17 protein-coding genes and 3 pseudogenes are annotated in these 18,421 nt (G+C 54.1%); 10 read left to right on the top strand and 10 right to left on the bottom strand.

The window, feature by feature from the left end; all coding sequences use genetic code 11:
• Positions 1-112: 112 nt before the first annotated feature.
• Together ACP4CD_RS07875 and ACP4CD_RS07870 are read right to left on the bottom strand one after the other, a co-directional pair.
• On the bottom strand, positions 113-496 hold the full coding sequence (locus ACP4CD_RS07875) for a NifB/NifX family molybdenum-iron cluster-binding protein (RefSeq protein WP_064030778.1): 384 nt from the start codon (positions 494-496) through the stop codon (positions 113-115).
• A 159-nt stretch (positions 497-655) separates the two neighbouring features.
• Complete coding sequence (locus ACP4CD_RS07870) at positions 656-1,804, bottom strand: GNAT family N-acetyltransferase (protein WP_426994158.1); 1,149 nt, start codon at positions 1,802-1,804, stop codon at positions 656-658.
• 640 nt (positions 1,805-2,444) lie between these two features.
• Between ACP4CD_RS07870 and ACP4CD_RS07865 the strand changes: the two genes are divergently transcribed.
• The 7 genes and pseudogenes from ACP4CD_RS07865 to ACP4CD_RS07835 all read left to right on the top strand — a co-directional run.
• Positions 2,445-2,747 (top strand): hypothetical protein, encoded by a 303-nt coding sequence (locus ACP4CD_RS07865; protein WP_426994157.1) that lies wholly within the window; start codon positions 2,445-2,447, stop codon positions 2,745-2,747.
• 103 nt (positions 2,748-2,850) lie between these two features.
• Positions 2,851-2,961 (top strand): annotated as a pseudogene (locus ACP4CD_RS07860) (transposase domain-containing protein); the annotation flags it as partial.
• A 1,021-nt stretch (positions 2,962-3,982) separates the two neighbouring features.
• Positions 3,983-4,183, top strand: coding sequence for an HD domain-containing protein (locus tag ACP4CD_RS07855; RefSeq protein ID WP_426994156.1), 201 nt, complete (start codon positions 3,983-3,985; stop codon positions 4,181-4,183).
• Positions 4,143-4,445: a hypothetical protein gene (locus tag ACP4CD_RS07850; protein ID WP_426994155.1), complete on the top strand. Its 303-nt coding sequence runs from the start codon at positions 4,143-4,145 to the stop codon at positions 4,443-4,445. The genes ACP4CD_RS07855 and ACP4CD_RS07850 overlap by 41 nt, the downstream gene beginning before the upstream one ends.
• A 190-nt stretch (positions 4,446-4,635) precedes the next feature.
• Positions 4,636-4,947, top strand: a complete 312-nt coding sequence (gene tnpA / locus ACP4CD_RS07845; protein WP_426994154.1) for an IS66 family insertion sequence element accessory protein TnpA — start codon at positions 4,636-4,638, stop codon at positions 4,945-4,947.
• Positions 4,935-5,285, top strand: a complete 351-nt coding sequence (tnpB, locus tag ACP4CD_RS07840) for an IS66 family insertion sequence element accessory protein TnpB (RefSeq protein WP_033159537.1) — start codon at positions 4,935-4,937, stop codon at positions 5,283-5,285. The genes tnpA (ACP4CD_RS07845) and tnpB (ACP4CD_RS07840) overlap by 13 nt, the downstream gene beginning before the upstream one ends.
• 166 nt (positions 5,286-5,451) lie before the next feature.
• Positions 5,452-6,263, top strand: a pseudogene (locus ACP4CD_RS07835) (IS66 family transposase); the annotation flags it as partial.
• A gap of 47 nt (positions 6,264-6,310) precedes the next feature.
• Here ACP4CD_RS07835 and tnpC read toward each other — a convergent pair.
• The 8 genes and pseudogenes from tnpC to ppk1 form a co-directional block, all read right to left on the bottom strand.
• Positions 6,311-7,971 (bottom strand): annotated as a pseudogene (gene tnpC, locus ACP4CD_RS07830) (IS66 family transposase).
• 85 nt (positions 7,972-8,056) lie between these two features.
• The gene (gene tnpB, locus ACP4CD_RS07825; RefSeq protein WP_033159537.1) at positions 8,057-8,407 is read right to left on the bottom strand and encodes an IS66 family insertion sequence element accessory protein TnpB; all 351 of its coding nucleotides are present in this window, start codon (positions 8,405-8,407) and stop codon (positions 8,057-8,059) included.
• A complete protein-coding gene (tnpA, locus tag ACP4CD_RS07820; protein ID WP_426994153.1) occupies positions 8,395-8,706 on the bottom strand; it encodes an IS66 family insertion sequence element accessory protein TnpA in 312 nt (103 codons plus the stop codon). The genes tnpB (ACP4CD_RS07825) and tnpA (ACP4CD_RS07820) overlap by 13 nt, the downstream gene beginning before the upstream one ends.
• A gap of 362 nt (positions 8,707-9,068) precedes the next feature.
• Positions 9,069-10,049 carry a hypothetical protein gene (locus ACP4CD_RS07815; protein WP_426994152.1) on the bottom strand — a complete coding sequence of 327 codons (981 nt, stop codon included), beginning with the start codon at positions 10,047-10,049 and terminating at the stop codon, positions 9,069-9,071.
• Between the two features lie 3 nt (positions 10,050-10,052).
• Entirely contained in the window at positions 10,053-11,153 is a 1,101-nt protein-coding gene (locus ACP4CD_RS07810) for an AAA family ATPase (protein ID WP_426994151.1), read from the bottom strand.
• Positions 11,131-12,312: a DUF262 domain-containing protein gene (locus ACP4CD_RS07805; RefSeq protein WP_426994150.1), complete on the bottom strand. Its 1,182-nt coding sequence runs from the start codon at positions 12,310-12,312 to the stop codon at positions 11,131-11,133. Before ACP4CD_RS07805 ends, ACP4CD_RS07810 begins: the two co-directional genes overlap by 23 nt.
• 370 nt (positions 12,313-12,682) lie before the next feature.
• The gene (gene dnaQ, locus ACP4CD_RS07800) at positions 12,683-13,411 is read right to left on the bottom strand and encodes a DNA polymerase III subunit epsilon (protein ID WP_426994149.1); all 729 of its coding nucleotides are present in this window, start codon (positions 13,409-13,411) and stop codon (positions 12,683-12,685) included.
• 9 nt (positions 13,412-13,420) lie between these two features.
• A complete protein-coding gene (gene ppk1, locus ACP4CD_RS07795) occupies positions 13,421-15,532 on the bottom strand; it encodes a polyphosphate kinase 1 (RefSeq protein ID WP_269454749.1) in 2,112 nt (703 codons plus the stop codon).
• An 83-nt stretch (positions 15,533-15,615) separates the two neighbouring features.
• Here ppk1 and cysM point away from each other — a divergent pair, with 83 nt between their 5' ends.
• The 3 genes from cysM to ACP4CD_RS07780 all read left to right on the top strand — a co-directional run bounded on the left by cysM (position 15,616) and on the right by ACP4CD_RS07780 (position 18,411).
• Positions 15,616-16,506: a cysteine synthase CysM gene (cysM, locus tag ACP4CD_RS07790; RefSeq protein WP_426994148.1), complete on the top strand. Its 891-nt coding sequence runs from the start codon at positions 15,616-15,618 to the stop codon at positions 16,504-16,506.
• 94 nt (positions 16,507-16,600) lie between these two features.
• Positions 16,601-17,926: a 23S rRNA (uracil(1939)-C(5))-methyltransferase RlmD gene (gene rlmD, locus ACP4CD_RS07785; protein ID WP_426994147.1), complete on the top strand. Its 1,326-nt coding sequence runs from the start codon at positions 16,601-16,603 to the stop codon at positions 17,924-17,926.
• Complete coding sequence (locus ACP4CD_RS07780; RefSeq protein WP_071159701.1) at positions 17,923-18,411, top strand: L,D-transpeptidase; 489 nt, start codon at positions 17,923-17,925, stop codon at positions 18,409-18,411. The genes rlmD and ACP4CD_RS07780 overlap by 4 nt, the downstream gene beginning before the upstream one ends.
• Positions 18,412-18,421 lie beyond the last annotated feature (10 nt).

Raw genomic sequence — 18,421 nt, 5'->3', positions numbered from 1 at the left:
GATTCGAGTGATGCGGGCCCGGCCCGCGAATGCAATAAGCCATGTTTTTTCCGCGATGGCTTTGCAAGTCGCGGCGTGCTGGCGGCCAGCGGGGCGGTTTGCAATCGCCGGCTCAATGGTTATCTTTCAGGCAATGTTGTTCATCATGGGCCGGGCCTTCGCTCAGCGTGCCGGCCAGATAGGCTGCCAAGGCTTGATCGGGCGACGTCTCGCCGGTGGTAAGCAACTCGGTAGAGCGGGTCGCCAGATTGCGGATCACGCCGTCGCCGGCCGAGCCGGCAATCGCGATATCGACAGTGTGCAAGGGGTGGCGATTGCCGTCGCCACGCACATGCCATTCGTGCAGACTGCCGATGTCGGTCAAATCCAGCGTCCAGGCCAGATCGGCGCGGGACTCCTTGGTAACGACGTAGACCAGCCAGCGCGACGCTCTGCCCGCGTGAGAAGCGACGCGGCCATCGGTGTCCACGGCGATGGCTATCAGTTTATCTGTCATAGTTTGAATGCCTCTGTTGATATCGAATCGAGTGCAACCATCGGAAAACGCACTCGGCGCACCTATTTCCCATAATAATTGCACGGTTAAAGGCAGTATCGCCGATTCGAATCTAAGCGGTCAATGGCTCGGCTAGCGAGGCTGGATCAGCGGGGAGGTTTACTGCCGATCCGGACCAGCGTGTTTGAACGGCAGATAGCCTTGGGCGGTGAGTTTGTAGCGCTGCATGCCGATCTTCTCCCGTTCCAGAAAACGTTCCACCGCGTCCGCGAAGCCGGGATCGCGCAGCCAATGGGCGGAATAGGTGGTAATCGGTTCGAAGCCTCTGGCAATCTTGTGTTCGCCCTGGGCGCCGGAATCGAAACGGCTCAGGCCGTTGGCGATGCAATAGTCGATGCCCTGGTAATAGCAGGCTTCGAAATGCAGTCCGCTGAATTCTTCGTCGCAACCCCAATAACGGCCGTATAAGGTATCGGCACCGATCAAGCTCAGCGCGGCGCCGACATAGCGGTCGCCGTTGATCGCCAGGATCAGCAATATTCGCTGCGGCATGGTCAGCGCGATTTCTCGAAAGAAATCCAGATTTAAATAGGGTTGCGAGTGGTGCTTGATGTAGGTCGCCGCGTAGAAGCGGTAAAAGGCTTGCCATTGCTCGTCGGTGACGTCGGCGCCGGCCACGCGTTGCATGACGATGCCTTGCTCTTCGACCTTACGGCGCTCGCGTTTGACCATCTTGCGCTTGGCGGCGGTCATCGTATCGAGAAAGTCGGCGAAATCGCGGTACTCGCGATTGAACCACTGAAATTGCACACCTTCTCGAATGCTCATGCCCAACGCACGCAATGTTTCGGCCTCGTCGGGCCGAGGGAACAAACAATGCCAAGACGAGATCGCTTCCCGTTTGGCTCGGTCTTGCAGGTATTCGAACCAGCTTGCCAGTACCGCATCGCTTGACGTGCCCGGCGCCACGGCCCAACGCGGCCCCTGGCAGGGCGTGAACGGAATCGCGGTCAACCATTTGGGATAATAGGCCAGCCCGTGTTGGCGATAGGCATCGGCCCACTGTTGGTCGAATACGTATTCGCCCCAGGAATGCGATTTGCGGTACAGCGGCAACAAGCCGACCGGCCGGCCATTCTCCAGCGCCAACAAATGCTGAGGCCACCAGCCGCCGCGCGGGCTGACCGAGCCGCTGTGTTCCAATGCCGCCAGAAACTCGTGGCGTAAAAACGGGTAGCCGTCGCCGGTCAGTTCGTTCCAGACCGCCCGGTCGATGCGATCCAGGTCGTCCAAGGGTGTTACGTCCATTTTAAAATTGGTTGAGAAACTGACTGATGGTGAAAATGGCAAATGGCGTACGCCTGATGCATAAAAAACGGAGCCGGAATCTTACCGGCATAGTTCGAAGCGAATCGTAAAAAGGCCGTCCGACCCTGATATGGTTTGGGAAATCAGGTCGGGCGCGATCATTTCAACCTTCCGAATCGGGTTTGTCCAGCTGCTGTTTACAGTGCAGAGCAGACTGTCGTGGTTGAAACGATTGGCGCGATCATCACCGTTGCTTGAATACTAAACCGATTCCAAGCCGCTTGCCAGCGGCTTCCAAGCCCGCGTTGCTAAAGCTGTCCTTGAGCCGTTCAAAAATTGGGCTTCGCGAACGGCTTGGCCGGCGGCCCGGCGTAGTGAATTCGGCCTTCTTGGCGGTGAATGCACAGCCGTTCGAGCAGACCGAATCCGAGCGGTTCAGACAGGGGTAGGTTCGGGGTAGCCAGAATGTCGAGACAGCCCGACTGGTTGGATGGCGAATCAAGCCCCTCCTCAAGCCCGTCTTCCGCAAAACAAGCAACCTAGGCATGGCTTGCCGTTAAGTTTGAGTTAAGAGCCCGATGCGATATTTTTCTCTAATAGAACCGAATTCAATTTTCTAACGATTAGAGGGATAAACCGAATGAAACAAAGTATCGAATTTGACTCGAATAATGCGTTTACTCAAGTCAGGTCAGCCATCGCGGACTTAATGACGTTTTCTTTCGCGGATAGGGAAGATGACATGCTGTATGCGGTGAATAAATTAAAGTCGGTATTAAGAGCCGTGCATGATAATTATCAGTGCTGGAATCGCGACACGATACGCGAATTCGTGCTTTGTAAAAACGATCCGTTGAGATTCGTTGATTTGAATTCCGACCAGTTCAATGCCCGAGTCCGCAACATCCAGCAAGATATGATCGCTAAATTCTCGTTGAATTAAAATTCAAAATTTCTAGCCTCTGTTTGGTCAGCAGTCTATTAACAGTGTCTATATCAATAGGTCGAAAGAAGCGAAGATAGTGCCCATTTATAATGAGGTGGACATCGAGCCGCGCATCTATCTTGTCGCGTTGTTCCGTCAATTGCCATTGGCAAAAAACATCGAAGACTTCGAAGCCCTGCTGCCTTGGCATCTCGTCAACCCAACGGTCTAATCAAGCTCGTACGGCTTTATTCAAAAAATCAACGACGTTGTTTAAAGGACGCTTACCATTAAACCACGCCATTTTCTTACAGCTCTAAAATCAGTGATCAGTTAGGGCTATCGGAATTTAGCTCGACGTCCCTAATCGATCGGTCCTAGACATTCTGAACCGAACTGCCCCGGCCGATGAACTGCACCGGTTCGGCGCATACGCGCTCGCCACTCCGAAAGGGAAACAGACTGACTGGCCGAGGGTGCGCGCGGCCGCGAATCGGATGCGCGTCTTGGCGTTGGTTGTCCTCTAGCCGGCATTTTTACCGTTCCCGACGGAAAAATAAATGCTTAAAACGTCGCGGGGGTCATTCCCGGAACTTCCAGGGAGATTCCCGGACGCACCGGGAACTTCCCCGGAAATCCCAGGAAGGTTCCTAAAACACTGGGGTCTACCCATCCGCCTTTGGGAGCTCCCCAAACGCCAAAATAAACACCCCCAGCGTCGCCATGAACGTTCCCAAAGCCGTTTTCCGCGTTGATGACGCCGGGTTAAACGTTCAATTTTGGGCTGGGAACGGCTATGCCGCGTCCGGGATCATGGCTGCTACAGTATTCACCGCCGAATTGCCCGGCTCTTACGGATAATCCGTTGCCACTGAGTTCATTTGTAAACAAGCGGGTTGATTTGGTAATCTTGCGGGCTGTTGGGCTGCTATCCGACCCGTTGCTGCCTGTCAACTAAAGTGATTCAACGACGGCCATATAACGGTTACCAGATCTCACCGATGATATACAGCTAACCAATCGGCTATTGCACAAATGAGCCTTTGTTCGGTGATATATGGGAACTACCCAATTATCAGTTGGGTAACTAGTAGAGTGCTCGTAAACTTTGCGTTTTTTCAATCATGGCGAATTGCCTCTGCATAGAGGGAAATATGTCTATCGAATTGACCACAACACCAGAACAGTACGCTCAGAAAGCTGAAAAGTTAGCCGCATTCGGTGGCCTCAATCTACTTCATATCAAGAGATAAGTGGCATTGCTCCTTGGTCAAATCGGTAAAGAGGGGATATTCGATCAATATACAAAACACGACATCTCCCATATTGATGAGATGTTAAAAAATCTGGATTGGATTATTCCTGAACAAACTAAAAAGATGATGAGCGATGCCGATTGGTTGATGATTGTACTTGCTGTCTACTTTCACGACATGGGGATGTTGGTCACCTAAAGATGAGTTCAATGCTAGAGTAAAACCTGAATCGGGGTTCACTGATTTTCGTGAGCAGGTGCTTTTCTCTGGGCAAAGCGGCCCTGACTACAAAGCCAAGGTCGCCAAACTTTCAGATCAGGATAAAGATCGCTTTCTTTATCAAGAATTCGTTCGCGCCAAGCACGCCGAAAGGATTCGCGCATGGATTATGGGGCAAACCAAAGATCAACTGGGTATCCGCGACTCGCCGCAAGCCGCTCTAACCCACCGCGACCGCTAATGGGATATCCGGCTGGCCGCCGGAGCAGCGCTTTCAACGCAAATCCGGCAATTAACGCGGTTCCCAGTCTCGATCGCAACGCAAAAAGTCTATCCCGCAACACTAAAAGTGATTCGTAAGGCTCTATCCCGCCCACCTGTTGAGATCATTCAGCCTGAGGCATCCTGTGATTTTTTGATCAGGAGTAGCGATGGGCGTTACATCGAAATGGCGTCAGCATATTGAAGAATGGCAAGGCAGTGGTTTGTCGCAGGTTGAGTATTGCGTGCAGGAAGGCATCAATGTACGGACATTTACTGCCAGACTGTGCGACTATCGCAAACGGCCTGCGGTAGAGTCGGTCGCTTTGGTGCCGGTGCAGATTGAACAGCCTGAGCCTGCTTCTGTGGTGACACCCGCAGCTGCGGCTATGGTCTTGACCGATGCCCACGGTTATAGGCTGGAGATTTCGTCTTCAGTATCGGCGGGCTGGGTAGCCGAGTTGTTACGATGTCTGGCTTGATCGATTATCCCGCGCAGATTTGGTTGGCGGTGGCGCCGGTGGACATGCGGCGTGGTTTGGATGGCTTGTCAGCGATTGTTCAACAGAGTCTGGGGCATGCCCCGTGTGCCGGATCGGCGTTTATCTTTCGTAATCGTGCGGGCAACCGGCTACGGTTGTTGGTGTGGGATGGCAATGGGGTTTGGCTGTGTCAGCGCCGTTTGCACCAAGGCAGTTTTGTCTGGCCCAGGGTGGGCGATGCGGTGTTTGCGCTGACGCAGGCGCAATGGCACTGGTTAATTGCTGGAGTCGATTGGCAACGCTTATCCGCCCAGCCCCAAGCAGACTGGCAGGTGTGAATCAGAGGTAAAACGCGGCGGTAAAAAAGTCCTAAAATGTCCTAATATCAAGGCATTGGATGGGGCATTGCGGTATAATTCACCCATGAATCCGCTGGCCAAACTCGACCAATTGAACCTGGAGCCGACTGCCAAAACCGAGGTGGCGGCCCTGCTTCAGGCACTGATGGATCAGGCAGCCCAGGATGCCCAAGTCATCCAAACCAAAGACGCCACGATTCACGCCAAAGACCTCAAAATCGGCGCGCTGACCCATGAGCTGGCGTATTACAAACGCATCCGCTTCAGTCGCAAGAACGAAAGTCTGGCCCCGTTGCAGCGGGATGTGTTCGAGGAAACCTGGAATTCCGATATCTCGGCGATTGATGAGGAAGTCGAACAACTCCGGGATGATCAGCCCTGCGATACCGTGGCCCGTCCCAAACGCCCACGTGCCGGTCGCCAACCGTTGCCTGAGCATCTGCCGCGCATTGAGCATCGCCATGAGCCTGAGTCCTGCGCTTGTGGTCAATGCGGTAAAGACCTGGTCAAAGTCGGCGACGACTGCAGGGATGCAGGAGATAGAGCAACGCAGGAGCAGTTGCCGAAGACATCAGCGAGCAACTGGACGTCGAACCGGCCAAGTTCTTTGTGCATCGACACATTCGTCCGCAATACGCCTGTCGGGCCTGCGAAACCATCACCGCAGCCGCCATTCCACCGGCGGTGATCGATGGCGGTATGGCTGCCGTCGGTTTGCTCACCTGGGTGCTGATCGGCAAGTACCTCGATCATTTGCCGCTGTACCGGTTGGAACAAATCGCCGCCCGTGACGGGGTGATCCTGTCCCGCTCCACGCTGGCGGACTGGGTCGGACGACTCGGTGTCGCTTTAGCGCCCTTAGCCGACCGCTTGGCTTGGCATTTGTTGCAAAGGGATAGCTTACATGCCGACGAGACGCCGGTGCCGCAACTGGATCCCGGCAGTGGTAAAACCAAGAGTAAGCGCTCAGCCGTTCCACATCGCCAGATGTTGCAGGTTATGATTTAATCCAGATCACCGAACGGCAGCAGTTCGTCGATGCGGCTGTTGGGCCAGATGGGGAGTTTTTCCAGGGTGTCTTTTAGCCAGGCAGCCGGATCGAGGCCATTGAGTTTGGCGGTGCCTAGCAGGGTTTGGATGACCGCAGCGCGCTGGCCGGCGCGTTCGGAACCAGCGAACAGCCAATTCTTTTTACCCAAGGCAATGGGGCGAATGCTGTTTTCGACCGGATTATTGTCGATAGGCAGATCGCCGGTTTCGGCGTAACGGCTTAAGGCAACCCAGCGTTTCAGGCTGTAGTCGATGGCTTTGGCGGTGGCGGTATTGGGCGCGGTGCGCAAACGGGTTTGCTGTAACCAAGCCTGCAAGTCTGTCAATAGCGGCAGGCTTTTTTCGGCGCGTAGCTGTTTGCGCTGGTCAGCTGTCATCTCGCGGCCCTCGGTTTCAATGGCGTACAGTTTGGCGATGCGATTCAGTGCTGCTTGTGCGATAGGGCTCTGACTGGTTTGCAACAGGTCGAAGAATTTGCGCCGCGCATGCGCCAGGCAGGCCAGTTCGGTACACGGCTCCAGTAGGCGTTGCGATTGCGGATGTGCACGGGTTGCCGCAAACAGGGCTTTATAGCCTGCATAGTCATCCACCATCAGGTGGCCGCGCCATTCGCCCAGAAACTGCTGCGCGTAGCGGCCGCCGCGACCGGCTTGATAATCGAAGACGATAAGCTTCGGTCCCGGTTGCAGATCATTGCTGCGATAGGCCCACAGATAGGCTTTCTTGGTTTTACCACTGCCGGGATCCAGTTGCGGCACCGGCGTCTCGTCGGCATGTAAGCTATCCCTTTGCAACAAATGCCAAGCCAAGCGGTCGGCTAAGGGCGCTAAAGCGACACCGAGTCGTCCGACCCAGTCCGCCAGCGTGGAGCGGGACAGGATCACCCCGTCACGGGCGGCGATTTGTTCCAACCGGTACAGCGGCAAATGATCGAGGTACTTGCCGATCAGCACCCAGGTGAGCAAACCGACGGCAGCCATACCGCCATCGATCACCGCCGGTGGAATGGCGGCTGCGGTGATGGTTTCGCAGGCCCGACAGGCGTATTGCGGACGAATGTGTCGATGCACAAAGAACTTGGCCGGTTCGACGTCCAGTTGCTCGCTGATGTCTTCGGCAACTGCTCCTGCGTTGCTCTATCTCCTGCATCCCTGCAGTCGTCGCCGACTTTGACCAGGTCTTTACCGCATTGACCACAAGCGCAGGACTCAGGCTCATGGCGATGCTCAATGCGCGGCAGATGCTCAGGCAACGGTTGGCGACCGGCACGTGGGCGTTTGGGACGGGCCACGGTATCGCAGGGCTGATCATCCCGGAGTTGTTCGACTTCCTCATCAATCGCCGAGATATCGGAATTCCAGGTTTCCTCGAACACATCCCGCTGCAACGGGGCCAGACTTTCGTTCTTGCGACTGAAGCGGATGCGTTTGTAATACGCCAGCTCATGGGTCAGCGCGCCGATTTTGAGGTCTTTGGCGTGAATCGTGGCGTCTTTGGTTTGGATGACTTGGGCATCCTGGGCTGCCTGATCCATCAGTGCCTGAAGCAGGGCCGCCACCTCGGTTTTGGCAGTCGGCTCCAGGTTCAATTGGTCGAGTTTGGCCAGCGGATTCATGGGTGAATTATACCGCAATGCCCCATCCAATGCCTTGATATTAGGACATTTTAGGACTTTTTTACCGCCGCGTTTTACCTCTGATTCACACCTGCCAGTCTGCTTGGGGCTGGGCGGATAAGCGTTGCCAATCGACTCCAGCAATTAACCAGTGCCATTGCGCCTGCGTCAGCGCAAACACCGCATCGCCCACCCTGGGCCAGACAAAACTGCCTTGGTGCAAACGGCGCTGACACAGCCAAACCCCATTGCCATCCCACACCAACAACCGTAGCCGGTTGCCCGCACGATTACGAAAGATAAACGCCGATCCGGCACACGGGGCATGCCCCAGACTCTGTTGAACAATCGCTGACAAGCCATCCAAACCACGCCGCATGTCCACCGGCGCCACCGCCAACCAAATCTGCGCGGGATAATCGATCAAGCCAGACATCGTAACAACTCGGCTACCCAGCCCGCCGATACTGAAGACGAAATCTCCAGCCTATAACCGTGGGCATCGGTCAAGACCATAGCCGCAGCTGCGGGTGTCACCACAGAAGCAGGCTCAGGCTGTTCAATCTGCACCGGCACCAAAGCGACCGGCTCTACCGCAGGCCGTTTGCGATAGTCGCACAGTCTGGCAGTAAATGTCCGTACATTGATGCCTTCCTGCACGCAATACTCAACCTGCGACAAACCACTGCCTTGCCATTCTTCAATATGCTGACGCCATTTCGATGTAACGCCCATCGCTACTCCTGATCAAAAAATCACAGGATGCCTCAGGCTGAATGATCTCAACAGGTGGGCGGGATAGAGCCTTACCTTCGAGCAATACACGCAAGGCTCCAAGCCTTGCGCATAACACTAAAAGCCTTGCGCGCAACGCTCTGAGCAATAAACCCAAGGCAAAAAGCGGGATGGATAGATTTTCACTTGCAGCGGCAAGTGTGTTGCCGTTCGATTCCGATACCATTACGCCCGTAGTGAATGGCGGCTTTTGGAAATGGCGAATTGACGCGAACGCCCCTTATTAGTTGCTTGTAACCGCATCCAGACAAAGACAACTTACTAGGCTAAGCGGTCAGACGCCTTTATTTATATTTTCATAATCAATGCGGAAAAAGCACCGTCGGAAGATGATTTCCGATATAACCGATTATGAAGTCGCGTTCATTTCTGTCTTCAATGAAATGAATACGGTGGCTCTTAGAAAAATCAGTATGTTTTTCGTATGTGCTAAATGTATTGCCATCTGGCATGCGGAATTTACGGGCGGCAAGGCAATCAGCGTTGCTCATGGTAGAAGCACTTTCTCCTCGCCATTGAAATAGATAACTAGGAGTAACTGATTCAACGTCACGCCAGTTTTTGGCTGTTTCGTTCATTTTGGCCAGTTTTGCCAACACTCGGGTAATATATCGCGATTCGATCTGCTCGATCTGATCAGTCACATCAGGTGAGAATCGTAGATTTGGAAAAAGATTTTCCTTCTCACAATTCAATTCCGCTGCTGTGGTAACTGAGTTGATATATCTTTTCTCGAACAGTTCCTGGAGCAAATAGCAGTGGCCTTCCCGGCTGGCATGGTCGACCACAACTTCTCGAATAATTGATAGGTCACTGCAAACATATGCTCGGAGCTGATGCGCGTCCCATATATGAGACGTGGGTAAGCTGACCACAACATCCCCACTGTAAATCGCGAACCCAACTGCAAAACAGTCTGGTCCTTCAGCCGTGGCTATGCGGTACTCTTGATCAATCAATGCGTCTTCAAGCTCTTTATCAAGTAATACGCCGTTTTCAATCGGTATCTTTGTATCAAGTGTCAATACGAAGGATCGCATTTCACGATCTATGGTGTTATCAAATAACCAATCTTCTACAGCCCATCTATCACCAGACTGTGTCGATATACGGACATCCTGAAGGCAGCATTGAGAGCGGACAACATTATTCGTGGCCCCGATGTCAATTAGTGTACCGATAACCGAAACAAACTCTTCGAAGGCTATACGCGCAGTTGCGGGGTCGGGGATGGAGCAACTTGTAACAGATGTCTCATTGAAAATGATATCTGGCGTATGCATACATCAGTTTTTCGATTTACGGACGAGTGCCGCGAGCATGCGCTCGTGTTCATCAAAAAAGCCGTCAGGCCAGAAGGAAAGTCTGCCGTTAGCGTCAATTTCCGGTGTTTCAATATGGGCATTTGTCCCTTCACGTTGGAAATAATGAAATGCAACGTTTTCAGGTGTCAATTCATCTCGTCGAACTGCCACACGCAATCCATTCATGACGTGGTCACTGTGAGTCTCTAAAATAACCTGCACATTTTGACCAACTAAAGCAATCAACCTTGCAAGTTCGGCTTGGCCTCGCGGATGTAAGTGAGCCTCAGGGTTTTCCAAAAGTAGAACGGTGCCTGGTTCAGCGGAAAGCAGAGCCACTAAGAGTGGCAAACAATACGTCAAGCCGAAGCCGACGTGAGTTGGCCTGTAGTAACGGGAGGCCACGTCACCTCGCCTTTCGAAACTGTAACTTAACAGAGAAACCCCAGCGTCGCGTATCAGTTTCACGTCTATGCGTACACCAGGGCTAAGCTCACCTAACCATGCCTCAACATGATGAATAAGGCTATCGCCTTTAGCAGCTGGATGGCGCGCGGCAATATTTTCTACAGGCGCTTCACCATGCTCGATTAGGTAGCGAATTGCATATTCACCATAGATACCTAACCCTTTGGTTTGCTCGACATCTTCATATGGATAAGTGAGCCGAGGTCCCCAGCGTTCCGCGCTCAGATACGAAAACCGTAACTGATCGAGAGTAGCCAAATCCTTACGCTCGAATACGTCTTCTGTAATAAGCCGGTGGGTCTGGGGATTGTATTTGAAACGCCACGAGTGCGAACGCAGAGATGTTTCACAGGCAATTAGTATCTCGTCAGTATCAGCAAACTCATATAACAACTCTCGACCGCTACCCTGAGATACGTAGTCGCCATTAGGAAATAATTCAGCATGATCAGTGCTTGGGTCTCTCTGATAATCGATCTGTTTCAAAAGCAAGAGCGCTTGGATTACCGAACTTTTACCCGCACTGTTCAATCCGGAAAGTAGTGTGACATTACGAAATGGAATTTCTAAAGTCTTAAATCCTTTGAAGTTTTCAAGATGCAGCTTTTTCAACATGCATAACCTCCTGAATCAGATTTCCAATTGTATTAAACCGTAGCCGTACATTTGAAACGGAACCTGTAGCGGCTGAAATTGACGATTGGAAATCCAAATCAAGCATCATAATGTCTGCGAATTTTTCCATTAGCGCTGCACGATGTTGCTCTAGGTAATCGATTTCATCGCTCGAAAGTTTTGACAGATTCACTGTCCACACTTCGAAAAGTGCCTTGTTAATTGGGCTTAATCTGTAATCGGAGCCGTAATATTTTCGAAACGCCCATTTGCCAAAAATTCGCTTCGCCGCATCCATCGTATTTTTGAAGGATTTGGTTAGCTTCTTGATTTTATTATCCGGCCACGAATTGAGTTCATCCATGGTTTGTATTAACAACGCATCGAGATCGCCGGTATTGTATTTATCAGGAGGGTTAATATAGAAAGCGCAAAATCTGAGCACGCACTCCCGATCGGCCATGCGTTCGTCACGAATACTGTTGCGAGTGGCCTCTTTAAAATTTTTGGATTCAGCCAATTCCTTTAGTAGTTTTGTCGCAGCCCCTTGTTTTATGGCATGACGAATTTCCTGCGCCGATAACGGCAATCCGCCGGTATTGATGCGCTTGAAGATATTAAACATAACCGGTGACGGAGTACCCGGCTGAATTATGTGAACGGTGACTTCGCTTTCCAAAATTCGGCGTTGCATCTGCCGATTAAGATCAACAAATTTTTTGCCGTTCAGCTTATGAAGAAATTCTAACCCTTGCAACACCAACACTTTGTCATGAATGAACTCTTTAAGTGTCGTGATACGTTGAAGGCCGTCAACTACAGACCAGCAATCATGTTGATTCGAAGCGACGTAAAAAACAGGTAAAGGAATCCTTAGCAGCAAAGATTCAATGAGGCGCGATTTTCTAGTCAAGTCCCAAATGCCGGCACGCCGCTGAAAATCGGGCATTAAGTCTATCTCTTCATCGCCACCTCGAATCCTTGCCATGATTAAATCAACCGTCATAGGTTTAGTTTTGACATCGATTTTCTCAGGGTCGAACGGCTCGACTATTGCCACAGAGTCATCAGAAGTTTTCTCAACCTCTACCCCAGTGCGCTGCTGATCAGAAGTCAATTCTTCCAATAACTCTCGTTCTTGTAGGTTTTCTTTATCCATACTTATCAAATCGATTCATTCTTCGCCTAACAAATTGCCCATCACCAAAAACAACAATTCCAAAGAGTTTCTTGAGAGCTATCGGAATCAGCTCATTATAAGTGTAAAAAATGTAAACAAAGCCAAGTTTTACGGATGACTCATTTCACTGGTAAGCAGGTGTTCAAGCGTCAGCTGGTAAGCAGGTGTTCAAGCGTCAGATTTAATGTGAGGGCGAAAGTCCGGTTTTGGCCGTTCTATCCCAAACGCCATCACCGCATGAATGAATAATCCCCGCCCTTCGACTCAAGGATGGCGGGTGAGCTTCTGGCTTGTTATCGCTCTTGCAACTTGTCGATTTTAGGAATTTCGTTGGCTAGGGCTGCATAGCCTAAGTGGTCTCGGGCGGCTCGGCTAGCCATAGGCAGTTGCCGGACACTTTGGCGATTTTGGCTAGGCGCTGCTCGTGGGCGGTTTGTTCTTCGTCGTTGCAGGCGATGACTTTCAGGCGCGGCCGGTCGGCGGAGAGCTGGACGATGGCTTGTTCGCCGCTACGCTCTGTTTCGGTGTCTTCCAGCAACGAAAACTGGCCGCCGGTCATCAATAGATAAACGTCGGCCAGAATCTCGGCGTCCAACAGCGCGCCGTGCAGTTCCCGGTGGCTGTTGTCGATGCCGTAGCGTTTGCACAGCGCGTCCAGGCTGGCGCGGGCGCCGGGATGTTTTTTGCGGGCGAAGGTCAGCGTATCGAACACGCTGCTGTTGGATTCGACGGTGCGGGTCTCGCCCGGCAGCAAACTCAGCTCGTGATTTAAAAAGCCGACGTCGAACGGCGCGTTGTGGATAATCAACTCGGCGCCGGCGGTAAAGGCCATGAAATCCTCGACGACGTCGGCGAAGCGCGGCTTGTCTCGCAAAAACTCGTTGGTGATGCCGTGGACTTCGATGGCGCCGGCGTCGATCTCCCGGTCCGGATTCAAATACACGTGAAAGTGGTTGCGGGTCAGGCGGCGGTTGAGCAATTCCACGCAACCGATTTCAATGATCTTGTGGCCTTCCTTGGGATTGATGCCGGTGGTCTCGGTATCCAGCACGATCTGCCGGTGTTGGCGTGGGCTCATCGTTGCTCCTTAGCCGCAGAAGGCTTTCAACAATTCGGTTTGCACTTGGTAAGCGGCTTGTTCGCCACGTTCGGCGCGCCGGTACTGGCCGTCGCTTTGCAGCAACCACGCTTGAGCCGTGTCGCTCAAATAGCCTTCCAGGTCGGCTAGAATCCGGTCGATGTTTTTACGGTCGCCGATCGGGAAACACACTTCCACTCGCCGGAACATGTTGCGGTTCATCAAATCCGCGCTGGAAGCGTATACCGCCCAATCGCCACCGTTGTAGAACGCGTAAATCCGGGTGTGTTCCAGAAAACGGCCGACGATGGAGCGGACTTCGATGTTCTCGGAAACCCCCGGCACGCCGGGCTTCAGGCAGCACATGCCGCGCACGATCATTTTGATTTCGACGCCAGCCTGGGAGGCGCGGTACAGCGCGCGGATCGCTTGTTCCTCGACCACGGCGTTGACCTTGATGATGATTTTGGCCGACTTGCCCTTCTTGGCCTGGTCTATCTCCTTTTCGATCATCTTCATCAGGCCCGGATGCAGCGTAAACGGCGATTGCAGCAGTTTGTTCAATTTGCTGACCTTGCCCAGGCTGGTCAGTTGCATGAACACCCGGCGCACGTCTTCGGCCAGTTCCTTGTCGCACGTGAATAAGCCGTAGTCGGTGTACAGCCGGGCGGTTTTCGGATGGTAGTTGCCGGTGCCCAGATGCACGTAGTTGCGCAGCGTGTTGTTTTCCTTGCGCAGCACCATGCACATCTTGGCGTGGGTCTTGTAGCCGACCACCCCGTATACGACGTGGGCGCCGGCTTCTTGCAATTTGGCGGCCAGGCCGATGTTGTCCTTCTCGTCGAAGCGGGCGCGCAGCTCGATGACCACGGTGACTTCCTTGCCGGCGCGAGCGCCCTTGATCAGCGCGGCAACGATCGGCGAATCGACACCGGTACGGTACAAGGTTTGCTTGATCGCCAACACGTCCGGATCGGCGGCCGCTTGCTTGATGAAGTCGACGACCGGCGTGAACGATTCGTAGGGGTGATGCAGCAGTACATCTTGTTTGCGGATGCTGGCGAAGAAATCCTTATTGCGGCCGAAGGCGCTGGGCACGCTGGGTTTGAACGGCGGAAACTTGAGTTCCGGCCGTTCGATCAGGCTATAAATCGCTTGAATCCGGCTCAGGTTGACCGGGCCGTTGGCCAGAAACAGCCGGTCGGCGGTCAGGTCGAAGCGGGCCATCAGGAAGTTGACGGTTTCTTCCGGGCAGTTGGCGTCGATCTCCAGGCGAACCTCGTCGCCGTAATTACGCATCGCCAATTCGCCTTCGACAGCCAGCATTAAGTCGTCGATGGCATCGTCGTCGACGAAGAAGTCGCTGTTGCGAGTGACCCGGAATTGATAACAACCCTTGACGGTCATGCCGTTGAACAAGTCGTTGACGAAGGCGTGGATAATCGAGGAAAGAAACACGAAATCGTGCGGACCGCTGTCGGTGTCGGCCGGCGGCAGTTGCACGATGCGGGGCAAGGCGCGCGGCGCCTGCAGCACGGCGCGGCCGCTATTCCGGCCGAAGGCGTCCTTGCCGGTCAGCGAGATGATGAAATTCAAACTCTTGTTGAGGATGCGCGGAAACGGATGGGCGGAATCCAGTCCGACCGGGGTCAGAATCGGCAGCAACTCCTCGTTAAAGTATTTTTCCAGCCAGGCTTTTTGCGAGGCGCTCCAGCGGTCGCGGCGTAGGAAGCGGATATGGTCGGCCTCCAAGCGGGGAATCAGGACTTCGTTGAGCACCCGGTATTGTTCGGCGACCAGATCGTGGGCCTTGACCGACAGCCGGTCCAGTTGCTCGTTGATCGTCAGTCCGTCCGGGCTGATGACGTTGGCGTCCATTTCGGCCATTTGCAGCAAGCTGGCCACTCGCACTTCGTAGAATTCGTCGAGATTGGAACAGGAAATGCATAAATAATTGAGGCGCTCCAGCAACGGCAGGCTGTCGTCCAGCGCTTGCGCCAAGACCCTGGCGTTGAATTCCAACAGGCTGAGTTCGCGGTTGATGTAAAGCTCCGGGCTATTAAGTTCGATTGGCTGCATGGCGGTCCTGGAAGGGGCGGTCTGGCGCCGATTATAAGGCAAATGCTTCGGCCTTAGGTTACGGCGGCGTTTAAGCGTCCGAAGTTGTTATAATCGCCGCCCAACGTTAATCGGATGTTTGATTCATGAATTTTCCAACGATAGAAGCTTTTGTCGGAAACACGCCATTGGTAAGGTTGCAACGATTGCCGGTGGCGAATGCTTGCACGATTTTGGTCAAGCTGGAGGGTAACAATCCGGCCGGCTCGGTCAAGGACAGACCGGCCTTGAGCATGATCCAGCATGCCGAAGCGCGCGGCGAGATCAAGCCGGGCGACCGCTTGATCGAAGCCACCAGCGGCAATACCGGCATCGCGCTGGCGATGGCGGCGGCGATCAAGGGGTACAAAATGACGCTGATCATGCCGGATAATATGAGCGCGGAAAGGATCGCATCGATGAAGGCGTACGGCGCCGAAATCATCCTGACTCCGGCCAAGGGCAGCATGGAGGGCGCGATAGACCTGGCGCGAGCCATGGAAGCGCGTGGCGAGGGCCGCATCCTCGATCAGTTCGCCAATCCGGACAATCCGCTGGCGCATTACGAAGGCACCGGTCCGGAAATCTGGCGCGATACCAACGGCAAAATCACCCATTTCGTTAGTTCGATGGGCACGACCGGCACCATCATGGGCACGTCCAAATATTTGAAGGAACAAAACCCTGCCATTGAAATCGTCGGCGTGCAACCGGAAGGCGAGTCCAAGATTCCCGGCATTCGCCGCTGGCCTAAGGAATACCTGCCGAAGATTTATGACGACAGCCGGGTGGATAGCATTATCGAAGTCAACCAAATCAACGCCGAGAACACCACCCGGGCGTTGGCCGCCGAGGAAGGCATTTTCGCCGGCGTGTCGTCCGGCGGCGCGGTTTACGCGGCGCTGCAATTGTCCCAGCAAGTAGAAAACGCGCTGATCGTGGCGATAGTCTGCGATCGAGGCGATCGTTATTTGTCCACAGGGATCTTCCCGACCTGAAATTCGCAAGGCGTCGGTTAAACCGCCCGACCTCAAAGTTCCCCGCCGTCCCGTCGGATCGCGATGCGCCGATCCGACCCAGGTTAATTGAATAATGGCTTACAAGAAAAAACTTCCGTTAGACCCGGTTACCGTTACCATCGAATCCTTGTCCCACGACGGCCGCGGCATCAGCCATGTCAACGGCAAGGTGGTGTTCATCGACGAAGCCTTGCCCGGCGAGAGCGTGGACTTCGTCTATACCGACAGCCGCCGCGATTACGCCGAAGGCAAGGTCGTGAAACTGCACGACCGCAATCCGCACCGTGTCGATCCGGCCTGTCCGCACTTCGGCAGTTGCGGCGGCTGCAGCTTCCAGCATGTCGACGACGCCGAGCAGATTCATTTCAAGGAAGATTTGCTGCGCGAGCAGTTTCGCCGCATCGGTAAGGTCGAGATTCCGCAAATATGGGAAGCGCTGACCGGGCCGCATTGGGGCTACCGCACCAAGGCGCGTATGGGGGTGAAATGGGTGGCCAAAAAGGGCAGGGTGCTGGTCGGTTTTCGCGAGCGCCGCAATCCCTATCTGGCTGAAATCGATGCCTGCAAGGTGATGTACCCTATCGTCGGCGAAAAGCTGACCCTGCTCGGCGACATGATCGCCGGCCTGACCATCAAGGACAAGATTCCGCAAATCGAGGTCGCGATCGGCGACCACGAATGCGTGCTGGCGTTTCGGGTGTTGGAAGCGCCGACCGCCGAGGACAAGCAGCGGATGCGCGAATTTGCTCATCGTCACCAGATCAGCATTTGCCTGCAACCCAAGGGACCGGACAGCATCGTACCGCTGGATGGCGAGCCGGAGGTGATTCCAAGCTATGCCTTGCCGGAATACGGCGTCAAATTCAACTTTCGGCCGGCGATGTTCACCCAGGTCAATTACGACATCAATCGGCAAATGATCGCCCGCGCGTTGGCCGCGCTGGAATTGACCAAGGCCGACCGGGTATTGGATTTGTTTTGCGGGCTGGGCAATTTCACGCTACCGTTGGCGACCCGCGCCGGTTACGTGGTCGGCATCGAAGGCGACACGCCGCTGGTCAATCATGCCCGCGAAAATGCCCGCTTGAACCGGCTGGACAATGTCGAATTTCACGTCGCCGATTTGACCAAGGACGTTCGGGATCAGCCCTGGAGCCAGCAAAAATTCACCAAGGTGTTGCTCGATCCGTCGCGGGCCGGCGCATCCGAGGTGTTGCACAACTTCAAGCATTGGCGGCCGGAGCGCATCGTCTACGTGTCCTGCAATCCATCGACATTGGCGCGCGATGCCGGTATTCTGGTCAACGAATTGGGTTACCAACTGGTCAAGGCGGGCGTGATGGATATGTTCCCGCAGACCGCCCACGTCGAGTCCATCGCATTATTCGTCAAACCATGAGTCCACATTGTTACATCGACGTATCGCTTGCCGACCAGCGTTTGCTGTTGATCGAAGACGACAGCGTGATGCGGGTGTTTGCGGTCTCCACCGCCAAGAATGGGCCCGGCGAGCTGAAAGGCAGCGAATGCACGCCGACCGGCTGGCACCGGATTCGCGCCAAAATCGGCGCCGAGGCCCCGGTCAACACCGTGTTCGTCGGCCGGCGACCGACCGGCGAAATCTATACGCCGGAACTGGCACTGACCCAACCCGAGCGCGACTGGATACTCAGCCGGATATTGTGGCTGGGCGGTCTGGAGCCGGGCAAGAACCGCTACGGCGAGGTCGATACCGCCTGGCGGTACATTTACATCCACGGCTGTCCGGACGAAGCGATGCAGGCGGTGCCGGCTTCGCACGGCTGCATCCGGATGCGCAATGCCGATATGATCGAATTGTTCGACATGGTGTCGCCCGGCTGCCGGGTGTTTATTCACGCCTGAGCGGCCGCGC

It is taken from the genome of Methylomonas stagni, assembly GCF_050154735.1.
Taxonomy (GTDB): Bacteria; Pseudomonadota; Gammaproteobacteria; order Methylococcales; family Methylomonadaceae; genus Methylomonas; species Methylomonas koyamae_A.
Note: the sequence above shows the minus strand (reverse complement) of the source record. Positions and strands in the feature narration are given on the sequence as shown.

Coding starts and splice junctions, on each gene's coding strand:
- ACP4CD_RS07780 (WP_071159701.1), top strand. CDS start 17,923: ATGAGTCCACATTGTTACATCGACGTATCGCTTGCCGACCAGCGTTTG.
- dnaQ (WP_426994149.1), bottom strand. CDS start 13,411: ATGAGCCCACGCCAACACCGGCAGATCGTGCTGGATACCGAGACCACC.
- tnpB (WP_033159537.1), top strand. CDS start 4,935: ATGTCTGGCTTGATCGATTATCCCGCGCAGATTTGGTTGGCGGTGGCG.
- ACP4CD_RS07870 (WP_426994158.1), bottom strand. CDS start 1,804: ATGGACGTAACACCCTTGGACGACCTGGATCGCATCGACCGGGCGGTC.
- tnpA (WP_426994153.1), bottom strand. CDS start 8,706: ATGGGCGTTACATCGAAATGGCGTCAGCATATTGAAGAATGGCAAGGC.
- rlmD (WP_426994147.1), top strand. CDS start 16,601: ATGGCTTACAAGAAAAAACTTCCGTTAGACCCGGTTACCGTTACCATC.
- ACP4CD_RS07805 (WP_426994150.1), bottom strand. CDS start 12,312: ATGGATAAAGAAAACCTACAAGAACGAGAGTTATTGGAAGAATTGACT.
- cysM (WP_426994148.1), top strand. CDS start 15,616: ATGAATTTTCCAACGATAGAAGCTTTTGTCGGAAACACGCCATTGGTA.
- ACP4CD_RS07810 (WP_426994151.1), bottom strand. CDS start 11,153: ATGTTGAAAAAGCTGCATCTTGAAAACTTCAAAGGATTTAAGACTTTA.
- tnpB (WP_033159537.1), bottom strand. CDS start 8,407: ATGTCTGGCTTGATCGATTATCCCGCGCAGATTTGGTTGGCGGTGGCG.
- ACP4CD_RS07815 (WP_426994152.1), bottom strand. CDS start 10,049: ATGCATACGCCAGATATCATTTTCAATGAGACATCTGTTACAAGTTGC.
- ACP4CD_RS07865 (WP_426994157.1), top strand. CDS start 2,445: ATGAAACAAAGTATCGAATTTGACTCGAATAATGCGTTTACTCAAGTC.
- ACP4CD_RS07875 (WP_064030778.1), bottom strand. CDS start 496: ATGACAGATAAACTGATAGCCATCGCCGTGGACACCGATGGCCGCGTC.
- tnpA (WP_426994154.1), top strand. CDS start 4,636: ATGGGCGTTACATCGAAATGGCGTCAGCATATTGAAGAATGGCAAGGC.